This window comes from Flavobacterium chungnamense, from assembly GCF_039539165.1.
Taxonomy (GTDB): Bacteria; Bacteroidota; Bacteroidia; order Flavobacteriales; family Flavobacteriaceae; genus Flavobacterium; species Flavobacterium chungnamense.
The window spans coordinates 223,608-243,508 of sequence record NZ_BAABCS010000021.1 but is presented as its reverse complement, the minus strand read 5'-3'; the positions used below and the strand labels follow the sequence as shown (position 1 = coordinate 243,508).

General features: G+C 31.8%; 19 protein-coding genes. 11 read left to right on the top strand and 8 right to left on the bottom strand.

Going from position 1 to position 19,901, the window contains the following annotated elements; all coding sequences use genetic code 11:
• Positions 1–9: 9 nt before the first annotated feature.
• From ABD771_RS13305 to ABD771_RS13280, 6 genes are all read right to left on the bottom strand, one after another.
• Entirely contained in the window at positions 10–765 is a 756-nt protein-coding gene (locus tag ABD771_RS13305) for a Bax inhibitor-1/YccA family protein (RefSeq protein WP_345095386.1), read from the bottom strand.
• Between the two features lie 111 nt (positions 766–876).
• Positions 877–2,307, bottom strand: coding sequence for a pyruvate kinase (gene pyk / locus ABD771_RS13300; RefSeq protein ID WP_345095383.1), 1,431 nt, complete (start codon positions 2,305–2,307; stop codon positions 877–879).
• Between the two features lie 3 nt (positions 2,308–2,310).
• On the bottom strand, positions 2,311–2,799 hold the full coding sequence (locus tag ABD771_RS13295; protein ID WP_345095381.1) for an IPExxxVDY family protein: 489 nt from the start codon (positions 2,797–2,799) through the stop codon (positions 2,311–2,313).
• Between the two features lie 114 nt (positions 2,800–2,913).
• The gene (gene rnc, locus ABD771_RS13290; protein WP_345095377.1) at positions 2,914–3,657 is read right to left on the bottom strand and encodes a ribonuclease III; all 744 of its coding nucleotides are present in this window, start codon (positions 3,655–3,657) and stop codon (positions 2,914–2,916) included.
• A 6-nt stretch (positions 3,658–3,663) separates the two neighbouring features.
• Positions 3,664–4,917, bottom strand: a complete 1,254-nt coding sequence (gene fabF / locus ABD771_RS13285) for a beta-ketoacyl-ACP synthase II (RefSeq protein ID WP_345095375.1) — start codon at positions 4,915–4,917, stop codon at positions 3,664–3,666.
• Positions 4,918–5,092: 175 nt separating this feature from the next.
• Positions 5,093–5,329, bottom strand: coding sequence for an acyl carrier protein (locus tag ABD771_RS13280; RefSeq protein WP_007137004.1), 237 nt, complete (start codon positions 5,327–5,329; stop codon positions 5,093–5,095).
• A gap of 175 nt (positions 5,330–5,504) precedes the next feature.
• Here ABD771_RS13280 and purN point away from each other — a divergent pair, with 175 nt between their 5' ends.
• The 3 genes from purN to rnhA are packed head-to-tail and all read left to right on the top strand — an operon-like array spanning position 5,505 to position 7,162.
• A complete protein-coding gene (gene purN / locus ABD771_RS13275) occupies positions 5,505–6,065 on the top strand; it encodes a phosphoribosylglycinamide formyltransferase (RefSeq protein ID WP_345095372.1) in 561 nt (186 codons plus the stop codon).
• A gap of 6 nt (positions 6,066–6,071) precedes the next feature.
• Positions 6,072–6,674: a hypothetical protein gene (locus ABD771_RS13270; RefSeq protein ID WP_345095370.1), complete on the top strand. Its 603-nt coding sequence runs from the start codon at positions 6,072–6,074 to the stop codon at positions 6,672–6,674.
• Between the two features lie 5 nt (positions 6,675–6,679).
• Positions 6,680–7,162: a ribonuclease HI gene (gene rnhA / locus ABD771_RS13265; RefSeq protein ID WP_345095368.1), complete on the top strand. Its 483-nt coding sequence runs from the start codon at positions 6,680–6,682 to the stop codon at positions 7,160–7,162.
• Between the two features lie 71 nt (positions 7,163–7,233).
• Here the strand turns inward: rnhA and ABD771_RS13260 are convergent, their stop codons facing one another.
• Positions 7,234–7,563 (bottom strand): hypothetical protein, encoded by a 330-nt coding sequence (locus ABD771_RS13260; RefSeq protein ID WP_345095365.1) that lies wholly within the window; start codon positions 7,561–7,563, stop codon positions 7,234–7,236.
• A gap of 341 nt (positions 7,564–7,904) precedes the next feature.
• Here ABD771_RS13260 and ABD771_RS13255 point away from each other — a divergent pair, with 341 nt between their 5' ends.
• The 6 genes from ABD771_RS13255 to ABD771_RS13230 all read left to right on the top strand — a co-directional run bounded on the left by ABD771_RS13255 (position 7,905) and on the right by ABD771_RS13230 (position 15,044).
• Positions 7,905–8,402 (top strand): peptidase associated/transthyretin-like domain-containing protein, encoded by a 498-nt coding sequence (locus tag ABD771_RS13255; RefSeq protein ID WP_345095363.1) that lies wholly within the window; start codon positions 7,905–7,907, stop codon positions 8,400–8,402.
• Positions 8,403–8,511: 109 nt separating this feature from the next.
• Entirely contained in the window at positions 8,512–9,099 is a 588-nt protein-coding gene (locus tag ABD771_RS13250) for a hypothetical protein (RefSeq protein ID WP_345095361.1), read from the top strand.
• Positions 9,100–9,115: 16 nt separating this feature from the next.
• The gene (locus ABD771_RS13245; RefSeq protein ID WP_345095359.1) at positions 9,116–11,380 is read left to right on the top strand and encodes a S8/S53 family peptidase; all 2,265 of its coding nucleotides are present in this window, start codon (positions 9,116–9,118) and stop codon (positions 11,378–11,380) included.
• A gap of 7 nt (positions 11,381–11,387) precedes the next feature.
• Positions 11,388–11,900 carry a hypothetical protein gene (locus ABD771_RS13240; RefSeq protein WP_345095354.1) on the top strand — a complete coding sequence of 171 codons (513 nt, stop codon included), beginning with the start codon at positions 11,388–11,390 and terminating at the stop codon, positions 11,898–11,900.
• A gap of 248 nt (positions 11,901–12,148) precedes the next feature.
• Positions 12,149–13,072, top strand: coding sequence for a PfkB family carbohydrate kinase (locus tag ABD771_RS13235; protein WP_345095352.1), 924 nt, complete (start codon positions 12,149–12,151; stop codon positions 13,070–13,072).
• 73 nt (positions 13,073–13,145) lie between these two features.
• Positions 13,146–15,044: an amidophosphoribosyltransferase gene (locus ABD771_RS13230; protein ID WP_345095350.1), complete on the top strand. Its 1,899-nt coding sequence runs from the start codon at positions 13,146–13,148 to the stop codon at positions 15,042–15,044.
• A 414-nt stretch (positions 15,045–15,458) separates the two neighbouring features.
• Here the strand turns inward: ABD771_RS13230 and ABD771_RS13225 are convergent, their stop codons facing one another.
• A complete protein-coding gene (locus ABD771_RS13225; RefSeq protein WP_345095348.1) occupies positions 15,459–16,064 on the bottom strand; it encodes a superoxide dismutase in 606 nt (201 codons plus the stop codon).
• A gap of 141 nt (positions 16,065–16,205) precedes the next feature.
• On the opposite strand from ABD771_RS13225, the gene ABD771_RS13220 reads away from it, so the two are divergent.
• Both ABD771_RS13220 and ABD771_RS13215 read left to right on the top strand, forming a co-directional pair.
• On the top strand, positions 16,206–16,727 hold the full coding sequence (locus ABD771_RS13220; protein ID WP_345095346.1) for a GNAT family N-acetyltransferase: 522 nt from the start codon (positions 16,206–16,208) through the stop codon (positions 16,725–16,727).
• Positions 16,728–19,877 (top strand): UvrD-helicase domain-containing protein, encoded by a 3,150-nt coding sequence (locus ABD771_RS13215; protein WP_345095344.1) that lies wholly within the window; start codon positions 16,728–16,730, stop codon positions 19,875–19,877.
• The last annotated feature ends 24 nt before the right edge of the window (positions 19,878–19,901 follow it).

Sequence of the window (19,901 nt, the reverse complement as noted above, 5' to 3'; positions counted from 1 at the left end):
AGATGGTGATTAATCTCTACTTGCTAATTTTGATAATAAGCGTAAGAATTCAATATATAACCAAACCAAAGTTATCATTAATCCCATTGCGCCATACCATTCCATATATTTTGGCATTCTTTCTTGTGCACCTTTTTCAATTTGATCAAAATCTAAAAATAGATTTAATGCTGCAATTACAATTACAAAAACACTAATTCCAATACTCATCATAGAATTTCCGTATTGAACTGGCTGAAAGCTTGTAAACATTGTTAGCAACCAAGATACTAAATAATAAACTCCAATGGCCAATGTAGCAGCAATTACAATTGATTTGAATTTTTCTGTAACTTGAACAATCTTGTATTTATATAAGCCAAAACACACTAAGAAGGTTACAAATGTTGCGCCAACAGCTTGACTTACTAATCCTGGATAACTTGCTTCAAAAAAGGCAGAAATTCCTCCAATAAATAATCCTTCAAATAAAGCATAAGCCGGAGCCAAATAAGTAGAAAGATGAGGTTTAAAAGTAGAAATTAATACTAAAATCAAACCAACAATGGCTCCACCAATAGTTAAAACAATAGGATTATAGCCATTAAATGCCAAAGTCCATGTTATAAAAGCTGTGGCAACTAACAACATTAATAAAATAAAACTTTTATTAATTGTTCCTGAAACCGTCATTGTTTCGTTGTAATCTATAACGCTTACATTGTCATTTGCTGCAGAAGTGTTAGAGAATGTTTTTGTCTTAAAAAACGGGTTTTTTGATTCCATAATTAATCTATTTTAGTTGTTCAAATATACTTTTTCTTTTGAAATGTAAAAAGGATTATCAAAATATTTAACTATTTCAATAATCCTTTTGATTTATTTTTAAACTAAGATTTATTCTATCTCAGAAATTCTCAAAGTGTTTACCATTCCTTTTTCAACAACAGGCATTGCTGCAAGATTGATTAAAATATCACCTTTTTTAACATATCCATTTTCTTTTGCAATGTGGTTAATGTCTTCTACAGTGTCATCTGTACTTACAAATTTATCATAGAAAAATGCATTTACACCCCAAAGTAAGTTTAATTGTGTTAGAATTCTTCTGTTAGAAGTATAAACTAAAATATGAGCTGATGGACGCCAAGCCGAAATCTGAAAGGCTGTATAACCACTGTTTGTTAAAGTAGAAATGGCTTTTGCTTTAATATCATTTGCCATAGAAGCGGCATGATAGCAAATAGATTTAGTAATAAAACGTTTTGTTCTAACTTGTGGTGGTGTTAATGGCACTTGAATTAGAGGAGAATCTTCTACTGCTTCAATGATTTGAGTCATTTTTTCAATTACTTGAACTGGATAATTTCCAACAGAGGTTTCTCCAGATAACATTACAGCGTCAGCACCATCCATAACTGAGTTAGCAACGTCGTTAACTTCAGCTCTTGTTGGAGTTAAACTTGTAATCATCGTTTCCATCATTTGTGTTGCAACAATTACAGGAATACGAGCCGTTTTAGCTCTATGAATTAATTTCTTTTGAATCAAAGGAACTTCGTGTGCTGGAATTTCAACTCCCAAATCTCCACGAGCAACCATTAAACCATCGCAAAAAGCAACAATTTTATCAATATTTTCTACTGCTTCTGGTTTTTCAATTTTTGCAATAATTGGAATTTTATGATCAGAATTTTTAGCAATTAAATCTTGTAATTCCTCTAAATCGGCTGGAGTTCTTACAAACGATAAGGCAATCCAATCTACATCTTGTTCAATAGCAAAAAGAGCATCTTTAATATCTTTTTTAGTAAGTGCCGGAAGTGAAACTTTAGTATTAGGAAGATTTACTCCTTTTTTAGATTTCAATGGCCCACCTTGAATAACTCTACATTTTACTTCAGTAGTTCCGTTAGTTTCTAAAGCTTCAAACATTAACTTTCCATCATCCAAAAGAATCTTTTCACCCGGATTTACATCTCTTGGAAATTCAAGATAGTTCATGTAAACTCTGTCTTTTGTTCCTGGCACGTCTTCTGCTGTTTGAAATGTAATAATATCACCTGGATTTACAACAACATCTTCACTCATAACGCCTACACGAAGTTTTGGACCTTGTAAATCGGCTAGAATTCCTGTAGTATAACCGTATTCGGCATTTAATTCTCTAATAATATCGATTCGTTCTTTAACATCAGTGTAATCGGCATGAGAAAAGTTAATTCTAAATACATTTACTCCTGCTTCAACCATGTCTCTAATGACTTCCTTTGAACTACAAGCTGGACCTAACGTGGCTACAATTTTAGTCTTTTTTCTTGTTGGCATTTTTTAAAAAATTAAATTATTTTTTGATTTTATATTTTCAGAATCGATTGCATAAACCATTTTTACACTTTCGATACTATTTATTTTTGAAACGATTGTATCAATTTCTATTTCCTTTTCTGCATTTTCAATTTTAAGAAAATAATCTACTTTTTTATATTCTGGCAATAAAAAAGCCGATGCAGAAAATTTATTTTTAAATCCTGAAAACAAATCTTGTTGATTAATATTTTCAACGATTTCAATTTCGTTTTTATTTTGAACCAAATCCCACTTGATGAATTTTTCTTTGTCTTCAAAAGTAAATCGCGCAAAAGAAGTTTTTCCCTCTTTTACCTGTGATTCAATATCATTTTTATTTTTACTTAAAAAAATCTCAAGATTCAGATTTAAAAAATAAGCCAAACGATAATCTTCCAATGAAGTATGAATGGCGATAATAAAAAAATCGTCTTCTTCAAATTCCTCAATAGATAGTTTAAGATTACCCATTTTGTGCCAAAATAAGTTGTAAATATAGTGTTTATAGAAATTCAAAACACTAATGAAGTATTAGATTAACGTTATTTTATAAACGAAAACGTTATAGTTTTATAAGAATTTGAACTAAATTTTGTTAATTTTTTCTTGAAATGCAAAATAAGCACGTTTTGAAGCAATTTCTTCTGCTTTCTTTTTAGAAGTTGCTCTCGATTTAGCAATTACTTTATCATCAATACTCAATTTTACTCCAAAATAACGTTGACCATCGTTTCCATTATCGTCAAAAACATCAAAATTAAATTGCTTTTTCTCTTTTTGACACCATTCAATAACCAAACTTTTGTAACTTATTACTTTTCCTTCTAATCGAGCAATATCAACATAAGGAATGATAACTCTTTTCTGAATAAATTCTTCGCAACCTGCATAACCTTTATCAAGAAAAATAGCACCAACTAATGCTTCAAAAATATTACCATGAATATTTTCTCCAAAATGCGAAGAAGGAACTTTACTTTCCACGTAATCAATAAGATGTAAATCTCTCCCAAGTTCGTTCAAATGCTCACGACTTACAATTTTGGAACGCATTTTTGTTAAATAACCTTCGTCTCCAAGCGGCGCTTCTTTATATAAATGTGCTGCAATAACAGAACTCAACATGGAATCTCCAAGGAATTCCAAGCGTTCATAATTTAAAGGATTTCCTTTATCATCGGTTTTATTGGAAGAACGATGGGTAAAAGCTTTTTCGTAGAATTTTATATTGATTGGCTTGAAACCAACAATTTTTTCGATAGCAACAAAAAAATTCCCGCCTTCAACAGGACGGGAATTTCGGGTAAATATTTTTTTAAGTAATCGCATGAAAACTTATTCTTCTAATTTTTTAAATAACACACAAGCATTGTGTCCACCAAAGCCAAAAGTATTACTCATAGCCACTTTAATTTCTCTATTTTGTGGTTTGTTTAAAGTTAAATTCAACGATGGATCAATATTTTCGTCAACAACTGTATGGTTAATTGTTGGAGGAACAATACTGTGTTTCATTGCTAAAATAACTGCAATAGCCTCAATCGCACCAGCAGCACCAAGTAAGTGGCCAGTCATTGATTTAGTTGAATTGATATTAATATTTTTAGCATGAGTACCAAAAACATGACTAATTGCTTTCAATTCGGCAACATCACCAAGCGGTGTTGAAGTTCCGTGAGTATTGATGTGATCAACCATTTCAGGAGTCATTCCTGCATCACGCAACGTGTTTTCCATAACAGCAATTACGCCAATTCCTTCTGGATGTGGAGCTGTTAGGTGATAAGCATCTGATGACATTCCGCCACCACCAACTTCACAATAAATTTTTGCACCACGTGCTTTTGCATGTTCGTATTCTTCCAAAACAATGGCACCAGAACCTTCTCCAAGAACAAAACCATCACGAGTTGCATCAAATGGACGCGAAGCTGTTTCCGGACTTTCATTTCTTGTAGATAAAGCATGCATTGAATTAAATCCGCCCATTCCTGCAATAGTTACAGCAGCTTCAGAACCTCCAGTGATAATTACATCACACATTCCTAAACGAATATAATTGAAAGCATCAATCATAGCATTTGCAGACGATGCACAAGCAGAAACAGTAGTGTAATTTGGACCCATATAGCCATTTCTCATTGAAATATGAGCAGGAGCAATATCGGCAATCATTTTTGGGATAAAGAAAGGGTTGAATTTTGGAGTTCCATCGCCTTTGGCATAGTACATTACTTCTTCTTGAAAAGTTTCTAAACCGCCAATTCCTGCTCCCCAAATTACTCCAACTCTATGTTTGTTTACGTTGTCATGAGTAATTCCAGCATCTTTGATAGCTTCGTCACTAGATGCAATAGCATAGTGCGAAAATTTATCTAATCGACGCGATTCTTTACGATCCATGTAATCTTCAATATTGAAGTTTTTTACTTCGCAAGCAAATTTTGTTTTGTGCTTTTCAGTATCGTAATATGTTATTGGAGCAGCACCACTTTTTCCATTAATTAAACCATCCCAATATTCTTGGATGGAATTTCCAATAGGAGTTAATGCTCCAAGACCAGTTACAACAACACGCTTTAATTGCATATAATTTTTTTTAAATGTATTTTAAACAAATAATACCCTGTTTTCTTTATAATTTGAGCTTAAAGAGACAAGGGTATTTCAATATAGTGTGATTGAAATTCAATCAAAAATAGTCTAATTTTTTTAAAATAATAAAAACCCGCACACATTTATAGTGTACGGGTGTTTTATTTTATTATTTTTTTGCTTCTTCGATGTAAGAAATAGCTTGACCTACAGTAGCAATGTTTTCTGCTTGGTCGTCTGGAATTTGAATATCAAATTCTTTTTCGAACTCCATAATAAGCTCAACAGTGTCTAATGAATCAGCTCCTAAATCGTTTGTGAAGCTTGCTTCTGTTACAACTTCATTCTCGTCAACGCCTAATTTGTCTACGATAATCGCTTTAACTCTTGATGCAATGTCTGACATAATCTTTAATTTTAAAATTTAAATTGTTGGCAAAAATAAAAAACTTTATTTTAAATCCATCTTTTAGTTAATAAATGTGAACACGAAATTAAAAAAATAATTTTACAAAGACCTCATTTATATTATTTATTATCATTTATTATTCTTTTTTTTGCGTTATTAAAATTACAGGTAAATGAGTAAAATAGTAATATTCGCTTCTGGATCGGGTTCTAACGCCGAGAATATCATAGTACATTTCAATAAAAAAAATCTTGTGAACGCATTCGAAGTCTTCACTAACAATCCTAATGCCAAAGTATTAGAAAGAGCAAAAAAATTAAATATTCCTTCTCAAGTTTTCAATAGACAAGAGCTAAACGAAGGAATTGTTTTGGAAAAATTAAACAAAATTCAACCTGACTTAATTGTTCTTGCCGGATTCTTATGGAAATTTCCTGAACACATTATAAAAGAATATCCAAATAAAGTAATCAACATTCATCCAGCACTTTTACCGAACTATGGCGGAAAAGGCATGTATGGAATGAATGTGCACCAAGCTGTTTTAGAAAATAAAGAAAAAGAAACTGGAATCACGATACATTATGTAAACGAACATTATGATGAAGGCGAATTCATTTTCCAAAAATCAGTAAATATCGAAGATTGTAACTCTGCAGAAGAAATTGCAGATAGAATCCACGTTTTAGAACACCAATTTTTTCCTGAAGTAATTGAAAAACTTTTAACTTAAAAAAACATGAAATCGAAACTTTTTGCTGTTATATTCTTTTTTGGTGTTTTAAATATTTATGCTCAAGAAAGATTAGTAATTAAAAAATTAGGATTTTCAATGGAAATTCCTAGCAATTGGATTTCTGTAAATAATGATGAAATTTTAAAGAATCTTGATAATTATGATCTTTCTGATAAACAATTAGAAGAGCTTTTAAAGTCTAATAATTCCTCTTTTAATATTTCAACGTACACTAAATATGATTCAAAAAAATATAATGGTATTATTCCGACAATAAAAATTAGAACCATCTTAAATAACTCAAGTAATAGTGCTGAATTTTTAAAATTTGTTCAAAACTCAAATGAAAGTGCTAAAAAAGCACTAACAAATTTTAGATTTATTGAAAGTCCTGTAATTGCTCAGATTTCTAATAATGATGTGGTGAAATTTTCTGTTCAATTTACACTTATAAATCAAGGTAAGCAATATGAAATAAAAAGCAATAGTTACTATATTTTGAGGAGAGGGTATTACATTTCTTTAAATTTTATTGAGGAAATAGGAAAAGAGGACAATAGTGTTCTTTTTGAGAAATTGATAAACAGTATAGAATTAAAAAAATAATTACCTTGAATTCTCACGAAGTCCACATCTACACCGACGGCGCGGCCAAAGGAAATCCCGGAAACGGCGGTTATGGCGTTGTTATGGAATTAGTAGGAACACCACACAAAAAAGAATTCTACGAAGGATTTCGTCATACAACCAATAATAGAATGGAACTTTTAGCTGTAATAGTTGGTTTAGAGAAGCTAAAAAATCCAAACATGACGGTTTTAGTGATTTCCGATTCAAAATATGTGGTTGATTCTGTTGAGAAAAAATGGGTTTTAGGTTGGGAGAAAAAAGGATTTGCTAACAGAAAAAACTCCGATTTGTGGAAACGCTTTCTAAAAGTTTACAGAAAACACCAAGTAGATTTCAAATGGATAAAAGGTCACAACAATCATCCACAAAACGAAAGATGCGATGAATTGGCAGTTTATGCTTCGGGATTACCCAAATTATCGATTGATGCTTTTTATGAAAATGAAGATCAAAAATTACTTTGATTATAAATGTGCATTTTCAAAATTAACTATAGTGTAATTTCAAAATTGCTGTTTTGTAAACGTTAAATCTATTAAACTTCCTTTTGCTTCAACAATAAATTATATTCTTCTAATAATTTAAGATACTTATCTTTCCAATAGTCTGCATTTGAGACTTCTTTTTCATAAGCCGTAGGCGGCTCATTTATGACAGTTGATACAGAATTAATTTCTTTAATTTCAGTTGTAAAATCATGGTGAATCAACTTTCCTATTTGTAATACAATATCGAGAGAAACATTACTGTTTTCAAACATTAGATACATCCATCTTCTGCTCTTGCCCATTCGCTTAGCTATCTCAGTAATGGGGATGCCACTTTTATATACAGCTGCTTTTAGTATTTCTCCTCGGTTTTGCATAATGCAAATATTTACACTGTTGTGAGAAATTTATTTTATATAAATTACACATATTTGTGCAATAAATAATATATTTGTGCACAAAAGCGTGAATTTACACTAAATATAGTCAATTAATTCTATAAAATGATAATTGTTAACGATTAAATTAAGAAATCAAAGAGAGTATTTTAAGATAAACAGGTACAAATAAAAGCTAATGAGGTAAAAAAATTAAACTAGGTGATATGAAAAACACTTTTGTTCATAAAATAATCTAATGTGTGTGATTATTTTTTAAGTCAGAATAAACCGAATAAGGACTTTAAATTGAAGTAGGTAAAATATAAAAAACAGAATAAATGAATCTAAAAATTAAATTAATCGCAGTTGCCAGCATTTTGATAATGACTAGTTGTGCTAGTATTGTAAGTAAAAGTAGTTGGCCAATAACCATTAATAGCTCTCCATCAGAAGCTAAAATTTCTATTAAAGATAAAAAAGGTATTGAAATCTATACGGGTAGCACACCTGCAACTTTAAAATTAAAATCTGGATCAGGATTTTTCTCAAAAGCTAGATATCAAGTAACATTTGAGAAAGTAGGATATGAAAAAAAAGTAGTTCCTGTTGAATTTAAGTTAAACGGCTGGTATTTTGGAAACATAATATTTGGAGGCCCATTAGGTTTATTGATAATTGATCCTGCAACTGGAGCAATGTTTAAATTAGAAACAGAATTTTTAAATGAAACACTTACAAAATCTGTTGCAACCGCTGATACAAAAGAATTGAAGTTGTTGGATATTAATAAAATTCCCATGGAGTGGAAAAACCATCTTATACTAGTTAGTAAATAAAATATAATCACACACATTTAAAAAAAAGGTAAAAAATAGAGCCAGACTCTATAAAACGGAGCGAACCCGAAAATCCAATAGAGTAGGGAAATTTAAACTTATTCATATTATGAAAAATTGTATTAAAGGATTATCAATGTTATTAATTATTGCATTATTTTTTGGTTGTTCAAAGGATGACTCGGGTTCTTCATGCACTTCTATAACTTGTTTAAATGGAGGAGTTTCTAGAGCGGATTGTGGATGCGATTGTCCTCAAGGATATACAGGCGGAAATTGTGGAACACAAGTTACACCATCACAGATTTTAATTACAAAGATCAAAGTAACAACTTTTCCTAACAATAGAACAAATGGAAATTTTTGGGATGAAACTGCTTTAGGAAATTTTGTTCGCCCAGATATTTTTCCCTATTTAACTAGAGGAAGCACCGCATTATTACAAGGAACAGCTGTTCAAGATGCTGTGAATACAAATGTTTATACTTGGACCCCAACAACTCCAGTTGTTTTAACACAATCACAAATTAGTTCACTATATACTCTCTCTTTATATGATGAAGATTCACTAACTAACGAATTTATGGGTGGATGGGATTTTTATATTTATAATTCTTCAGGAGGATTTCCAACTACAAGAACAGTTGGAGCAGCAGGTCCAGTTACTTTTGAATTAACCCTTTCTTATGTTTGGTAATAATAAAAATTAAACTATGAAAAACAAAATCACCAAATCACTAAGTTTATTTATGCTTTTATTGAGCTTAAGTTTATATTCTCAAAACATTCCTACTGATAAATCAAAGTTCCTTAAATTTGAAACTTCGCAAGAAATTTCAAAATTGTCACTTTCTACAAAATTTATTCTTCAAGAAGCTAAACAAAACAAGACAAACGATGTAACCTCAGTAAATTTAAATAGTTTAGTGAGAATAACTTTATTATTCGAAGGTGAATGTCAAAATTTTAATAAAAAAAATATTTTTTTAAACGTTGCTAAAATCTCTGAAAATATTAGCACAGCTTTTGTGAAAATTGAAAACTTACCACTTTTAGAAAGCATACAATGTCTAAAATATGCTGATATCGGCGAAAAATTAGATTTAGAAGTAAATAACGCAAGGAATTCAACTAATACTAATTCTGTTCATATGGGTACTGGTATCAGTCAAGCCTATACTGGCACTGGTGTAATTGTTGGTATAATAGATGGAGGATTTGATTATACACATCCAAATTTTAAAGACATAAACGGAAATTTAAGAATTTCAAGAGTTTGGGAGCGTACCAACAGTACAGGAACTCCTCCAACCAGTTTAGGATTCACTTACGGCTCTGAATACATTGGCACCACTGCAATTTTAAATAAACAAAAGGACATGATAAACGAATCTCATGGCACGCATGTAGCCGGTACTGCAGCAGGTACAGGAACTGGTAATTTAAGTTTACTAAAAGGAATGGCACCTAATGCTGAAATAGTTTTAGTTAGTGGTTTCAATACAGTAATTCCAACTGACAATAATTATATTGATGCAATTACTTATATAAAAAATTATGCTACTTCTGTTAATAAACCTGTTGTAATTAATATGAGTTTTGGTGATGATTTAGGGCCTCATGATGGTACAACTGCTCAAGAATCAGCTATTAATAATATGGCAAATACACCAAAGTTAGTTCTTGTTGCAGCTGCAGGGAATGATGGAGGCAAAAATAAACATGCACTTTTAAATTATACAAATGAAATTAATAAATATTTGGTAATTGATAACACTTCACCTGTAGTAAATAGTACCCCAACTGCTGATAATGTTTCAACAATAGATATTTGGTCTCAAAATTTATCTACAAGCGGTTCATTTGAGATTTTAATATGGGTAGAAAATTTATTTTTTGGAACTGTTGACAGCACACCCATTATTTCAGGGGTAGTCAATGGGACTGCATCTGCTACTTTTGATTTAATTGATACAGATAATTGTTCTGGCTGTACTAATGATCAATATACAGTTATATTAAATTCAGAAATTAATCCCATAAATAATAAAATGCATTTAACAATAAAAACACTTAATGATAATGATGATCTATTTGATCGATTAATAATTGCAATAAAGAGCACAAATAACACTATTCATGCTTGGAGTAGAAATTGTCAATTTGGTAGTTATACAGGATATAATTTCACAGAAGGGGATGATTATTTTACAGTTGGTTCACCAGGAACTGCTTCAGGTGTTATAACAGTTGGTTCATATAATGTCTCAAATGAAAATCCTTTTCCTGGAACAAACGGTACTCTTTCTACTTTTTCAAGCAAGGGTCCTAGAGCAGATTCAAATTTAACTATCAAACCAGATGTTACAGCCCCAGGAAATAGAATAGTATCTTCATTAAGTTCTTTTGATACAAATTATCAACCTGGCGGTGAAGATGTAACTAATACTTATGGCACTCATTCTTATGGTAAAATGCAAGGCACTTCAATGGCAGCACCAGTAGTAACTGGTATTGTTGCTTTATGGTTACAAGCTGCCCCACAACTCACCTCCAATGATGTTAAGATTCTTATTGCAAATACATCAAATCCAGATAGTCAAGTTACCACTCCTTTTGATTTTTATGGTAATACTTATTCATCACCACCAAACATAAAGTGGGGTTATGGTAAAATAAATGCTTTAGCTGGGATGCAATTGATAGAACAAGTATTAAACGTAGATACTTTCGACAACACAAATAATTTTATAGTTTACCCCAACCCAACTTCATCAAAAGTATATTTTGACAACTCTAATTTTAATTTCAAAGAGGTAACTATTTATAATTATTTAGGTCAAGAAGTCGCTAAAACTAGTTTTAATAATAATGTAAACAATCAAGAAATAGACATGAGTAATCTGGCTACGGGTGTTTATGTTTTAAAATTTAGTGACGGTGCAACTAGTAAATCGGTTAAGGTTGTAAAACAATAAACCAGCTGTGCGGTTCAAAAAAAATATTTTAATAACAAGTGTTGCGCTATTTTTAGTTGCAGCACTTGTTTATTTTTTTTATTTTAATAAAACAAAAGAGGTAATAAAAATTAGAGGCGGTTCGGTTCACTTCCAAAAATTCAATACACCGTCTGTGCCTTTCACCTCCAAAATCTCACAAGATGACAGTTTGCAGTATGGCGCCATCATAGCCGATTATGATTATTATTGGGAGACCACACAACCCAACAAGAAAATAAAAAGGGTTGCCTTTGACAGAAAGTCGGGTACAATTCTATTGTATGAAAGTATCAAAGAAACTCCGTTTAATCCCACAAAACCCAGTCTCATGTTTCAATGGCAATTTGATGAGACCACACCGAATCTTATAAAAGGAATCTACGGTTACACCGAAAAAGACACCACTATGTGCTGGATTTATGACACTAAAAAACAACTCATGCTAGACGAAAAGGGATTGGTTTATAAAAGAAAATTTTTAACTAGAAAATTTTTATAATAATAACCCAGCTCTTCGAAGTTTCTTAATTTAGTAACACATCAAAAAAACTCAGTTTATCTCTGTGCCCATCTCTTTGTTTTTCAGTGTAACCCAAAAAAAGAGATAAATATCTTCTTAAGTTATAAAATCAAGCTGTGGCCTTTATGCTATTTTTAGCAAAACATCTTTACTACTTTGCATCTTTCAACCTTTGCAACTCTGCAACTAAAAGTTTATCTTTGCACCTTTAATTTGAAAACGTAAAAATGAACAAACTTTTAATAGTAGGAACCGTTGCTTTTGATGCTATCGAAACTCCTTTTGGAAAAACAGATAAAATTCTTGGTGGTGCTGCAACGTTTATCGGACTTTCAGCTTCACACTTTAATGTAAAATCAGGAATTGTTTCGGTTGTTGGTGAAGATTTTCCTCAAGAATATTTAGATTTATTGACAGCAAGAAACATCGATATCTCAGGAATTGAAATCGTGAAAGGCGGAAAAACATTCTTTTGGAGCGGTCGTTACCACAACGATATGAACTCTAGAGATACTTTAGCAACAGAATTAAACGTTCTTGCTGATTTTAATCCAGTTGTCCCTCAAGATTTCAAAAATGCCGAAGTAGTAATGTTAGGAAACTTACATCCATTAGTTCAATCAGGTGTTTTAAATCAAATGACAACAACACCAAAATTGGTTGTTCTTGATACTATGAATTTTTGGATGGATTGTGCTTTGCCAGAATTATTAGACGTTATCAAACGCGTTGATGTAATTACAATCAATGATGAAGAAGCTCGTCAACTTTCTGGAGAATATTCTCTAGTGAAAGCTGCTGCTAAAATTCATACGATGGGACCAAAATATGTTGTGATTAAAAAAGGAGAACACGGTGCTTTAATTTTCCATAACGAACATATTTTCTTTGCACCAGCATTACCATTAGCAGATGTTTTTGATCCAACAGGAGCAGGAGATACTTTTGCAGGTGGTTTTTCAGGATTTATTGCCCAACAAGGTGATGTTTCTTTTGAAAACATGAAGACGGCGATTATTCAAGGTTCTAACTTAGCATCGTTCTGCGTAGAAAAATTCGGAACTGAAAGAATGGAATCATTGAAAAAAGAAGAAGTGCAAGAAAGATTGAAACAATTTAAAGCTTTAACACATTTTGATATAGAATTATAATAAATTTATGCCTCGAAATTTTCGGGGCATTTTTATTTGAAAATACAACACACAACTAAACAACTACAATACAATGAGTGACGCAATCAAACACGAATGTGGAATTGCACTTTTACGATTAAAAAAACCGTTAGAATTCTACAAAGAAAAATACGGTTCGGCTTTCTACGGAATACAGAAAATGTATCTTCTGATGGAAAAGCAACACAATCGCGGTCAAGACGGTGCCGGATTTGCATCAATCAAATTAGATGTTGAACCAGGTGAACGATACATTAGTCGAGTTCGTTCTAATGATGCTCAAGCAATTCAAGATGTTTTTAAACAAATCAATGAACGTGTAAACGAAGAATTGACATTACATCCAGAATATACTGATAATGTTGCGCTTCAAAAAGCCAATATTCCTTACATAGGAGAATTATTTCTTGGTCACGTACGCTACGGAACTTTTGGAAAAAACAGCATCGAAAGTGTTCATCCTTTTCTGCGTCAAAACAATTGGATGCATCGAAATCTTATTGTTGCCGGAAATTTCAACATGACGAATGTTAAAGAACTTTTTAATAGTCTAGTAGAATTAGGGCAACATCCAAAAGAAATGGCAGATACAGTTACTGTAATGGAAAAAATCGGACATTTTCTTGACGATGAAGTTACCGATTTATACCAAGAATGTAAAAACAACGGATTATCCAAAAGAGAAGCTTCACCAATTATTGCTGAAAAACTTCCTGTTGCCAAAATATTGAAACGTGCTTCCAAAGGTTGGGATGGTGGTTATGCCATGGCAGGACTTTTTGGACATGGAGACGCTTTTGTTTTTAGAGATCCAGCAGGAATTCGTCCGGCGTATTTCTATGAAGATGATGAAATTGTTGTTGTAGCTTCAGAACGACCAGTTATTCAAACCGTTTTCAACGTTACTTTTGATAAAGTTCAAGAATTGCAACCAGGAAACGCATTAATCATCAAAAAAAATGGAACGGTTACTGAAGAAGAAATAATCGTTCCAACAGTAAAAAAAGCTTGTTCGTTTGAAAGAATCTATTTTTCAAGAGGAAGCGATGCCGAAATTTATCAAGAACGTAAAGAGTTAGGAAAATTAATACTTCCAGCGGTTCTTGAAGCGATTGAAAATGATACAGACAACACGGTTTTCTCTTATATTCCAAACACAGCAGAAACTTCATTTTACGGAATGGTTGAAGCAGCAAATGATTTCTTGAATCAAAGAAAAAACAAATTTATCCTTGACAATAGAAAAAAGCTAACCAAAGATTCTTTGGAAGAATTGTTGTCTGTAAAAATCAGAACTGAAAAAATCGCAATCAAAGATGCCAAATTAAGAACATTTATAACGGATGATGCTAATCGTGATGATTTAGTCGCACACGTTTATGATGTTACTTATGGAGTTATTAAACCAACCGATAATTTGGTAATTATTGATGATAGTATCGTTCGTGGTACCACTTTAAAAATGAGTATCATCAAAATGATGGATCGATTAAATCCAAAAAGAATAGTTGTTGTTTCATCGGCGCCACAAATTAGGTATCCAGATTGCTACGGAATCGATATGGCTAAGCTAGAAGGATTGGTGGCTTTTCAAGCCGCAATAGAACTTTTAAAAGAGCGAAATCAGTATAAAATAGTTGATGAAGTTTATAAAAAATGCAAAGCTCAAGAAGATTTAAAAGATTCAGAATTAGTTAATTACGTTACAGAAATATATTCACCATTTAGCGATATAGAAATATCAAATAAAATAGCTCAATTATTAACTTCAAGTGATATAAAAGCAGAAGTAAAAATCATTTTTCAATCAGTTGACAATTTACATGTAGCATGTCCGAAGAATTCAGGTGATTGGTATTTCACTGGAGACTATCCAACGCCAGGTGGAAATCGTGTTGTAAACCGAGCATTTATGAACTTTTACGAAGGAAAAGACGCTAGAGCTTATTAAAAATAGTATAAATAGTGTATTTCATCGATTATTATTGTACTTCATCAATAATATTTTGAAACACAATACACCGCCATATATCTTTGGAAGACCATAGCATTAGTAGGTTAAGTTTATGGTAGATTTGGGGCAAAAAAGGTGAAAGAAATTTCACCTTTTTTATTTTCTACAAGTTCCTCTTCCAAAAAGGTTTATTTACTCTCATTTGCCTATCATTCCAATATATTAAACAATTTCAACTGCATTTGTAGGTCTCTTCCTATTATGTTTGCAGTACCATAGAATTAGTAGGTTAAGTTTATGGTAGATTTGGGGCAAAAAGGCGTCCGCAACTGTGGACGTCTTTTTAAAATTCACACACAAAAAAAACCGGCTGCACACACAACCGGTTTTTAATTTTATAAAAACAAAGTATTATTTTGCTTCATCGTATCTTCTAGAAACTTCATCCCAATTAATTACATTAAAGAAAGCTTCAATATAATCTGGACGACGGTTTTGATAATGCAAGTAGTAGGCGTGTTCCCATACATCCATTCCTAAAATTGGAGTTCCGCCACAACCAACTCCAGGCATTAATGTATTGTCTTGGTTTGGAGTTCCGCAAACTTCCAATTTTCCGTCTTTTACACAAACCCAAGCCCAACCTGAACCAAATTGAGTAGCTCCAGCTTTTGCGAAAGCAGCTTTAAACTCTTCAAAAGAACCAAAATCTTTTTCAATAGCAGCAGCTAAATCACCTGTAGGTAATCCGCCACCATTTGGCGACATAACTGTCCAAAATAAATTGTGATTGTAAAAACCGCCACCGTTATTTCTAACAGCTGCTTTAGTCAAATCAAGATTTTTAAGAATTTCTTCAATAGATTTTCCTTCTAGATCTGTTCCTGCAATGGCAGCATTTAGGTTTGTTGTGTAAGCATTGTGATGTTTAGAATGGTGTATTTCCATTGTTCTTGCATCAATGTGAGGTTCTAACGCGTCGTATGCGTATGGTAATTGTGGTAATTCAAAAGCCATGATATTTTTATTTTTAAAAGATTATTACTATGTGAATTCAAAGTTATAAATTTAACTTCTAAAAATGTTACACATTTACGTTATAATTTTATTAAATCCTTATACAAGCCATTCAAATTTGGCTAATACAATCTTAAATCAATGAAGTTCAATTTACAACCAACAAATTTACAGAATGAGTTAATAAAGTTAATTCCATTGCAGGAAACTGATTTTGAAGAACTTTACACTGTAGCAAACGACGAATTACTTTGGGAACAACATCCCAATAAATTACGTTACCAAAAACCAGTTTTCCAAAATTTTTTCGAAGGTGCAATTCAATCAAAAGGCGCATTTTTTATTAGAGAAGTAACAACTAACCAACCTATTGGCAGCAGTAGATTTTATGATTATAATTCAGAAACCAATTCTATATTAATAGGTTACACCTTTATAGGAAGAGAATTTTGGGGAAACGGCTACAACAAAGCATTAAAAAAATTAATGATGGACTATGCTTTTCAATATGTTGACACCATTTATTTTCATATTGGCGCCAACAATATTCGTTCTCAAAAAGCAATGGAAAAAATTGGCGGAATAAAAATTGAGGAATTTGAAGTAGAATATTACGGAGAAGATTCCAAATTGAATTATATTTATCGGATTAATAAAAAATAAATGCAAAAACCAGCTTTCTCCATATACGACGCATCGGCAGGATCAGGAAAAACCTATACTTTGGTAAAAGAATACCTCAAAATCATTCTTTTGTCTAAAAAGCAAGATGCTTATCGCAACATTCTCGCAATTACGTTTACCAATAAAGCGGTGCACGAAATGAAAAGCCGTGTGGTTGATAGTTTGTCTGAATTTGCCAAAGATACTCCTACCGAAAAAGCGCTGAGTTTAATGCAAGTCATTCATTCAGAAACTGGAATTTCACTTTTTGATATTAAGGAAAAAGCCAAAAGTATTATTAAGAATCTGATTCACAATTACGCTGCTTTTGATATTTCCACTATCGATAAATTTACTCACAAAGTCATTCGAGCCTTTGCGCACGATTTGAATTTACCAATAACGTTCGATGTTTCACTTGATACCGAAAACCTTTTAACAGAAGCAGTTGATGCTATAATCGCTCAAGCCGGAGAAGATGAAACGCTAACCAATCTTCTTGTGAATTTCACTATGGAAAAAACCGACGATGATAAATCGTGGGACGTTTCGCGTGAAATTATGGAAACCGGAAAACTAATTTTAAACGAAAATAATCGAGAAGAAATAAGTCATTTTAATAATAAATCAATTGCTGAATTTGTTGAAATCAAGAATAAATTAGTTGAATTTTGTAAACAAATTGAAGCTGAAACCATTGCTCAAGCCACAGAAGCATTGCTTTTGATAGAGAATAATGGGATTGATTTAAAATCGTTTTCTGGCGGATACTTCCCAAAACATTTAGTGAGTATTCAAGAAGGAAAATTCAATCCTAATAACAAAACGTATCACGAATTTGAAGATATAAAAATTAATAAAACCGCTAAAGATGGCGCAATAATCGAAAGCATTATTCCTAAATTATTGTCAATTTTAAAATCGATTTACACCAAATTTGAAAAGAAAAACTTCTACGAAGCGTTTTTAAAAAATATTACACCACTTTCCTTGATGAATACCTTGAGCAATAAATTGCAAGAGATTCAAAAAGAGCAAAATATACTTTCAATTGCCGAATTCAACAAGTTGATTAACGAGCAAATTCAAAACCAACCTGCACCGTTTATTTATGAACGTTTGGGTGAAAAATACAAACATTTTTTTATTGACGAATTTCAAGATACGTCTGAAATGCAATGGCAGAATTTGATTCCGTTGATTGATAATGCACTTTCAAGTGAAGATTTGGATGGAACTCGAGGTTCGCTTATGATTGTTGGTGATCCAAAACAATCTATTTACCGTTGGCGTGGCGGAAAAGCAGAACAGTTTATCGAATTAAGTAAAGATAAAAATCCGTTTATAAATCCAAGTAAAGAGCTTTTTCCACTCGGAATTAACTGGAGAAGTTACGATCAAGTAATTGATTTTAATAATAAGTTTTTTAAATTTTTAGCATCCAAATTTGCTAATGAAGATTACAAAGATTTGTATGAAAACCATTCACATCAAGAATTTAACGATAAAAAAGGCGGTTATGTAAATGTGAGTTTTATTCCAAAAATCGATAAAGAAGAAGTTTTTGATGAAGATAGTTTGGACAAAAACGATTTGTATTTGGAAGCAACTTTAAATGCCATTTTGAAAGTAAAAGCCAATGGATTCAATTACAAAGACATTGTAATTTTAACTCGAACAAAAAAACCAGGAACAGCTATTGCAAATCATTTAATTGAAAATGGAATTCCGATAGTTTCTTCTGAAAGTTTGTTGCTTGGTGCGTCTTCCGAAGTGAAAACGTGTATTTATATATTGCGATATTTAAAAAATTCAAATGATTTAGAATCGAAAGCCAATTTCTTGTATTATTTAGCTAATAATCATCAATCAGAATTGCCAATTCACGATTTTATTGCCAAAGGAATGGAGTTGAAAAACGAATTAGAATTTCAAAATTGGTTGACCGATATTGATGTCGATTTCTCATTTCAAAATATTCGTAAAAAGGCACTTTATGAAGCAACAGAAATCATAATTTCAAAAGTAATTCCGATTGAAAAACGAAATGCCTACGTGCAATATTTCTTAGATTTGATTTTGGAACACGATTTGAAAAAGCAATCCGGAATTTCTGATTTTCTTAGTTATTGGGAAAACAATTCGGAGAAATTAAGCATTCCCTCACCTGAAGGAAATGATGCCGTTCGAATTATGACCATTCATAAATCAAAAGGGTTGGAATTTCCTGTGGTGATTTTTCCATTTGCAGAACAAAATTATTCGCAAAATTTGGGTGATAAAATTTGGATTGCAGCTGATGAAGAACAAATTGGTTTGCCAAAAGCATTAGTTTCTAAAAACAAAGACGTCGAGAATTTTGGCGAAGAAGCATCAAAAGTTTACAATCAGAAAAAAGAAGAAGATTTATTAGACAATATCAATGTTTTGTACGTTGCTTTAACTCGTGCCGAAGAACAATTGTATGTAATTTCAGGATTGGTTTCTGAAAATAGCAAAGGAGAATTGCCTAATAATATGGCGACTTTCTTTATCGGATTTTTAGGAAGTGAATTCAAAGAAGAACAATTAGAATACGAATTTGGTTCGAATAAAAAAATTTCTACAACCAAAGAAGCAGTTTCAAATGCCTTGACAATTCCGCAACTTTCAGAAACATTAAATCCGAAAAACATCAAAATTGCACAACGCGAAAGCATTATGTGGAATACCAAACAACAAAAAGCGATTGAATTTGGAAACATCATTCACGAAATCTTGGCATTTGTAAAAACCAAAAACGACATCGATTTGGCAATTACCAAAGCCATCGAAAACGGATTAATAATTTCAAGTCAGAAAGAAGAAGTTTTGGCAACGCTTTCAGAAATTGTAAATCATAAAGAATTAAGCGATTACTTTTCTGAAGAGCATAAAGTGATGAATGAGCAAACCATCATCCAAAAACAAGGAAATATCGTAAAACCTGATAGAATGTCGATTTCTAAAGACAAAAAAGTATACCTTTTAGATTATAAAACAGGTCAACATTTGCCAAAACACAAAACACAATTAGAAAATTATCAAAAATCTATTGAAGATATGGGATTTCAAGTAGAGAAAAAATCACTCATATATATAGGAGAAACAATTGAAGTGTTACATTTGTAACCACAAACAATAAACGACAAACAA

Bases quoted from the DNA above. Each gene is read 5' to 3' on its own strand.
- purN (WP_345095372.1), top strand. From the start codon at position 5,505: ATGAGTAAAATAGTAATATTCGCTTCTGGATCGGGTTCTAACGCCGAG.
- ABD771_RS13255 (WP_345095363.1), top strand. From the start codon at position 7,905: ATGAATCTAAAAATTAAATTAATCGCAGTTGCCAGCATTTTGATAATG.
- rnc (WP_345095377.1), bottom strand. From the start codon at position 3,657: ATGCGATTACTTAAAAAAATATTTACCCGAAATTCCCGTCCTGTTGAA.
- ABD771_RS13270 (WP_345095370.1), top strand. From the start codon at position 6,072: ATGAAATCGAAACTTTTTGCTGTTATATTCTTTTTTGGTGTTTTAAAT.
- ABD771_RS13295 (WP_345095381.1), bottom strand. From the start codon at position 2,799: ATGGGTAATCTTAAACTATCTATTGAGGAATTTGAAGAAGACGATTTT.
- ABD771_RS13225 (WP_345095348.1), bottom strand. From the start codon at position 16,064: ATGGCTTTTGAATTACCACAATTACCATACGCATACGACGCGTTAGAA.
- pyk (WP_345095383.1), bottom strand. From the start codon at position 2,307: ATGCCAACAAGAAAAAAGACTAAAATTGTAGCCACGTTAGGTCCAGCT.
- ABD771_RS13305 (WP_345095386.1), bottom strand. From the start codon at position 765: ATGGAATCAAAAAACCCGTTTTTTAAGACAAAAACATTCTCTAACACT.
- ABD771_RS13280 (WP_007137004.1), bottom strand. From the start codon at position 5,329: ATGTCAGACATTGCATCAAGAGTTAAAGCGATTATCGTAGACAAATTA.
- ABD771_RS13250 (WP_345095361.1), top strand. From the start codon at position 8,512: ATGAAAAATTGTATTAAAGGATTATCAATGTTATTAATTATTGCATTA.
- ABD771_RS13215 (WP_345095344.1), top strand. From the start codon at position 16,728: ATGCAAAAACCAGCTTTCTCCATATACGACGCATCGGCAGGATCAGGA.
- fabF (WP_345095375.1), bottom strand. From the start codon at position 4,917: ATGCAATTAAAGCGTGTTGTTGTAACTGGTCTTGGAGCATTAACTCCT.
- ABD771_RS13235 (WP_345095352.1), top strand. From the start codon at position 12,149: ATGAACAAACTTTTAATAGTAGGAACCGTTGCTTTTGATGCTATCGAA.
- ABD771_RS13230 (WP_345095350.1), top strand. From the start codon at position 13,146: ATGAGTGACGCAATCAAACACGAATGTGGAATTGCACTTTTACGATTA.
- ABD771_RS13260 (WP_345095365.1), bottom strand. From the start codon at position 7,563: ATGCAAAACCGAGGAGAAATACTAAAAGCAGCTGTATATAAAAGTGGC.
- ABD771_RS13220 (WP_345095346.1), top strand. From the start codon at position 16,206: ATGAAGTTCAATTTACAACCAACAAATTTACAGAATGAGTTAATAAAG.
- ABD771_RS13245 (WP_345095359.1), top strand. From the start codon at position 9,116: ATGAAAAACAAAATCACCAAATCACTAAGTTTATTTATGCTTTTATTG.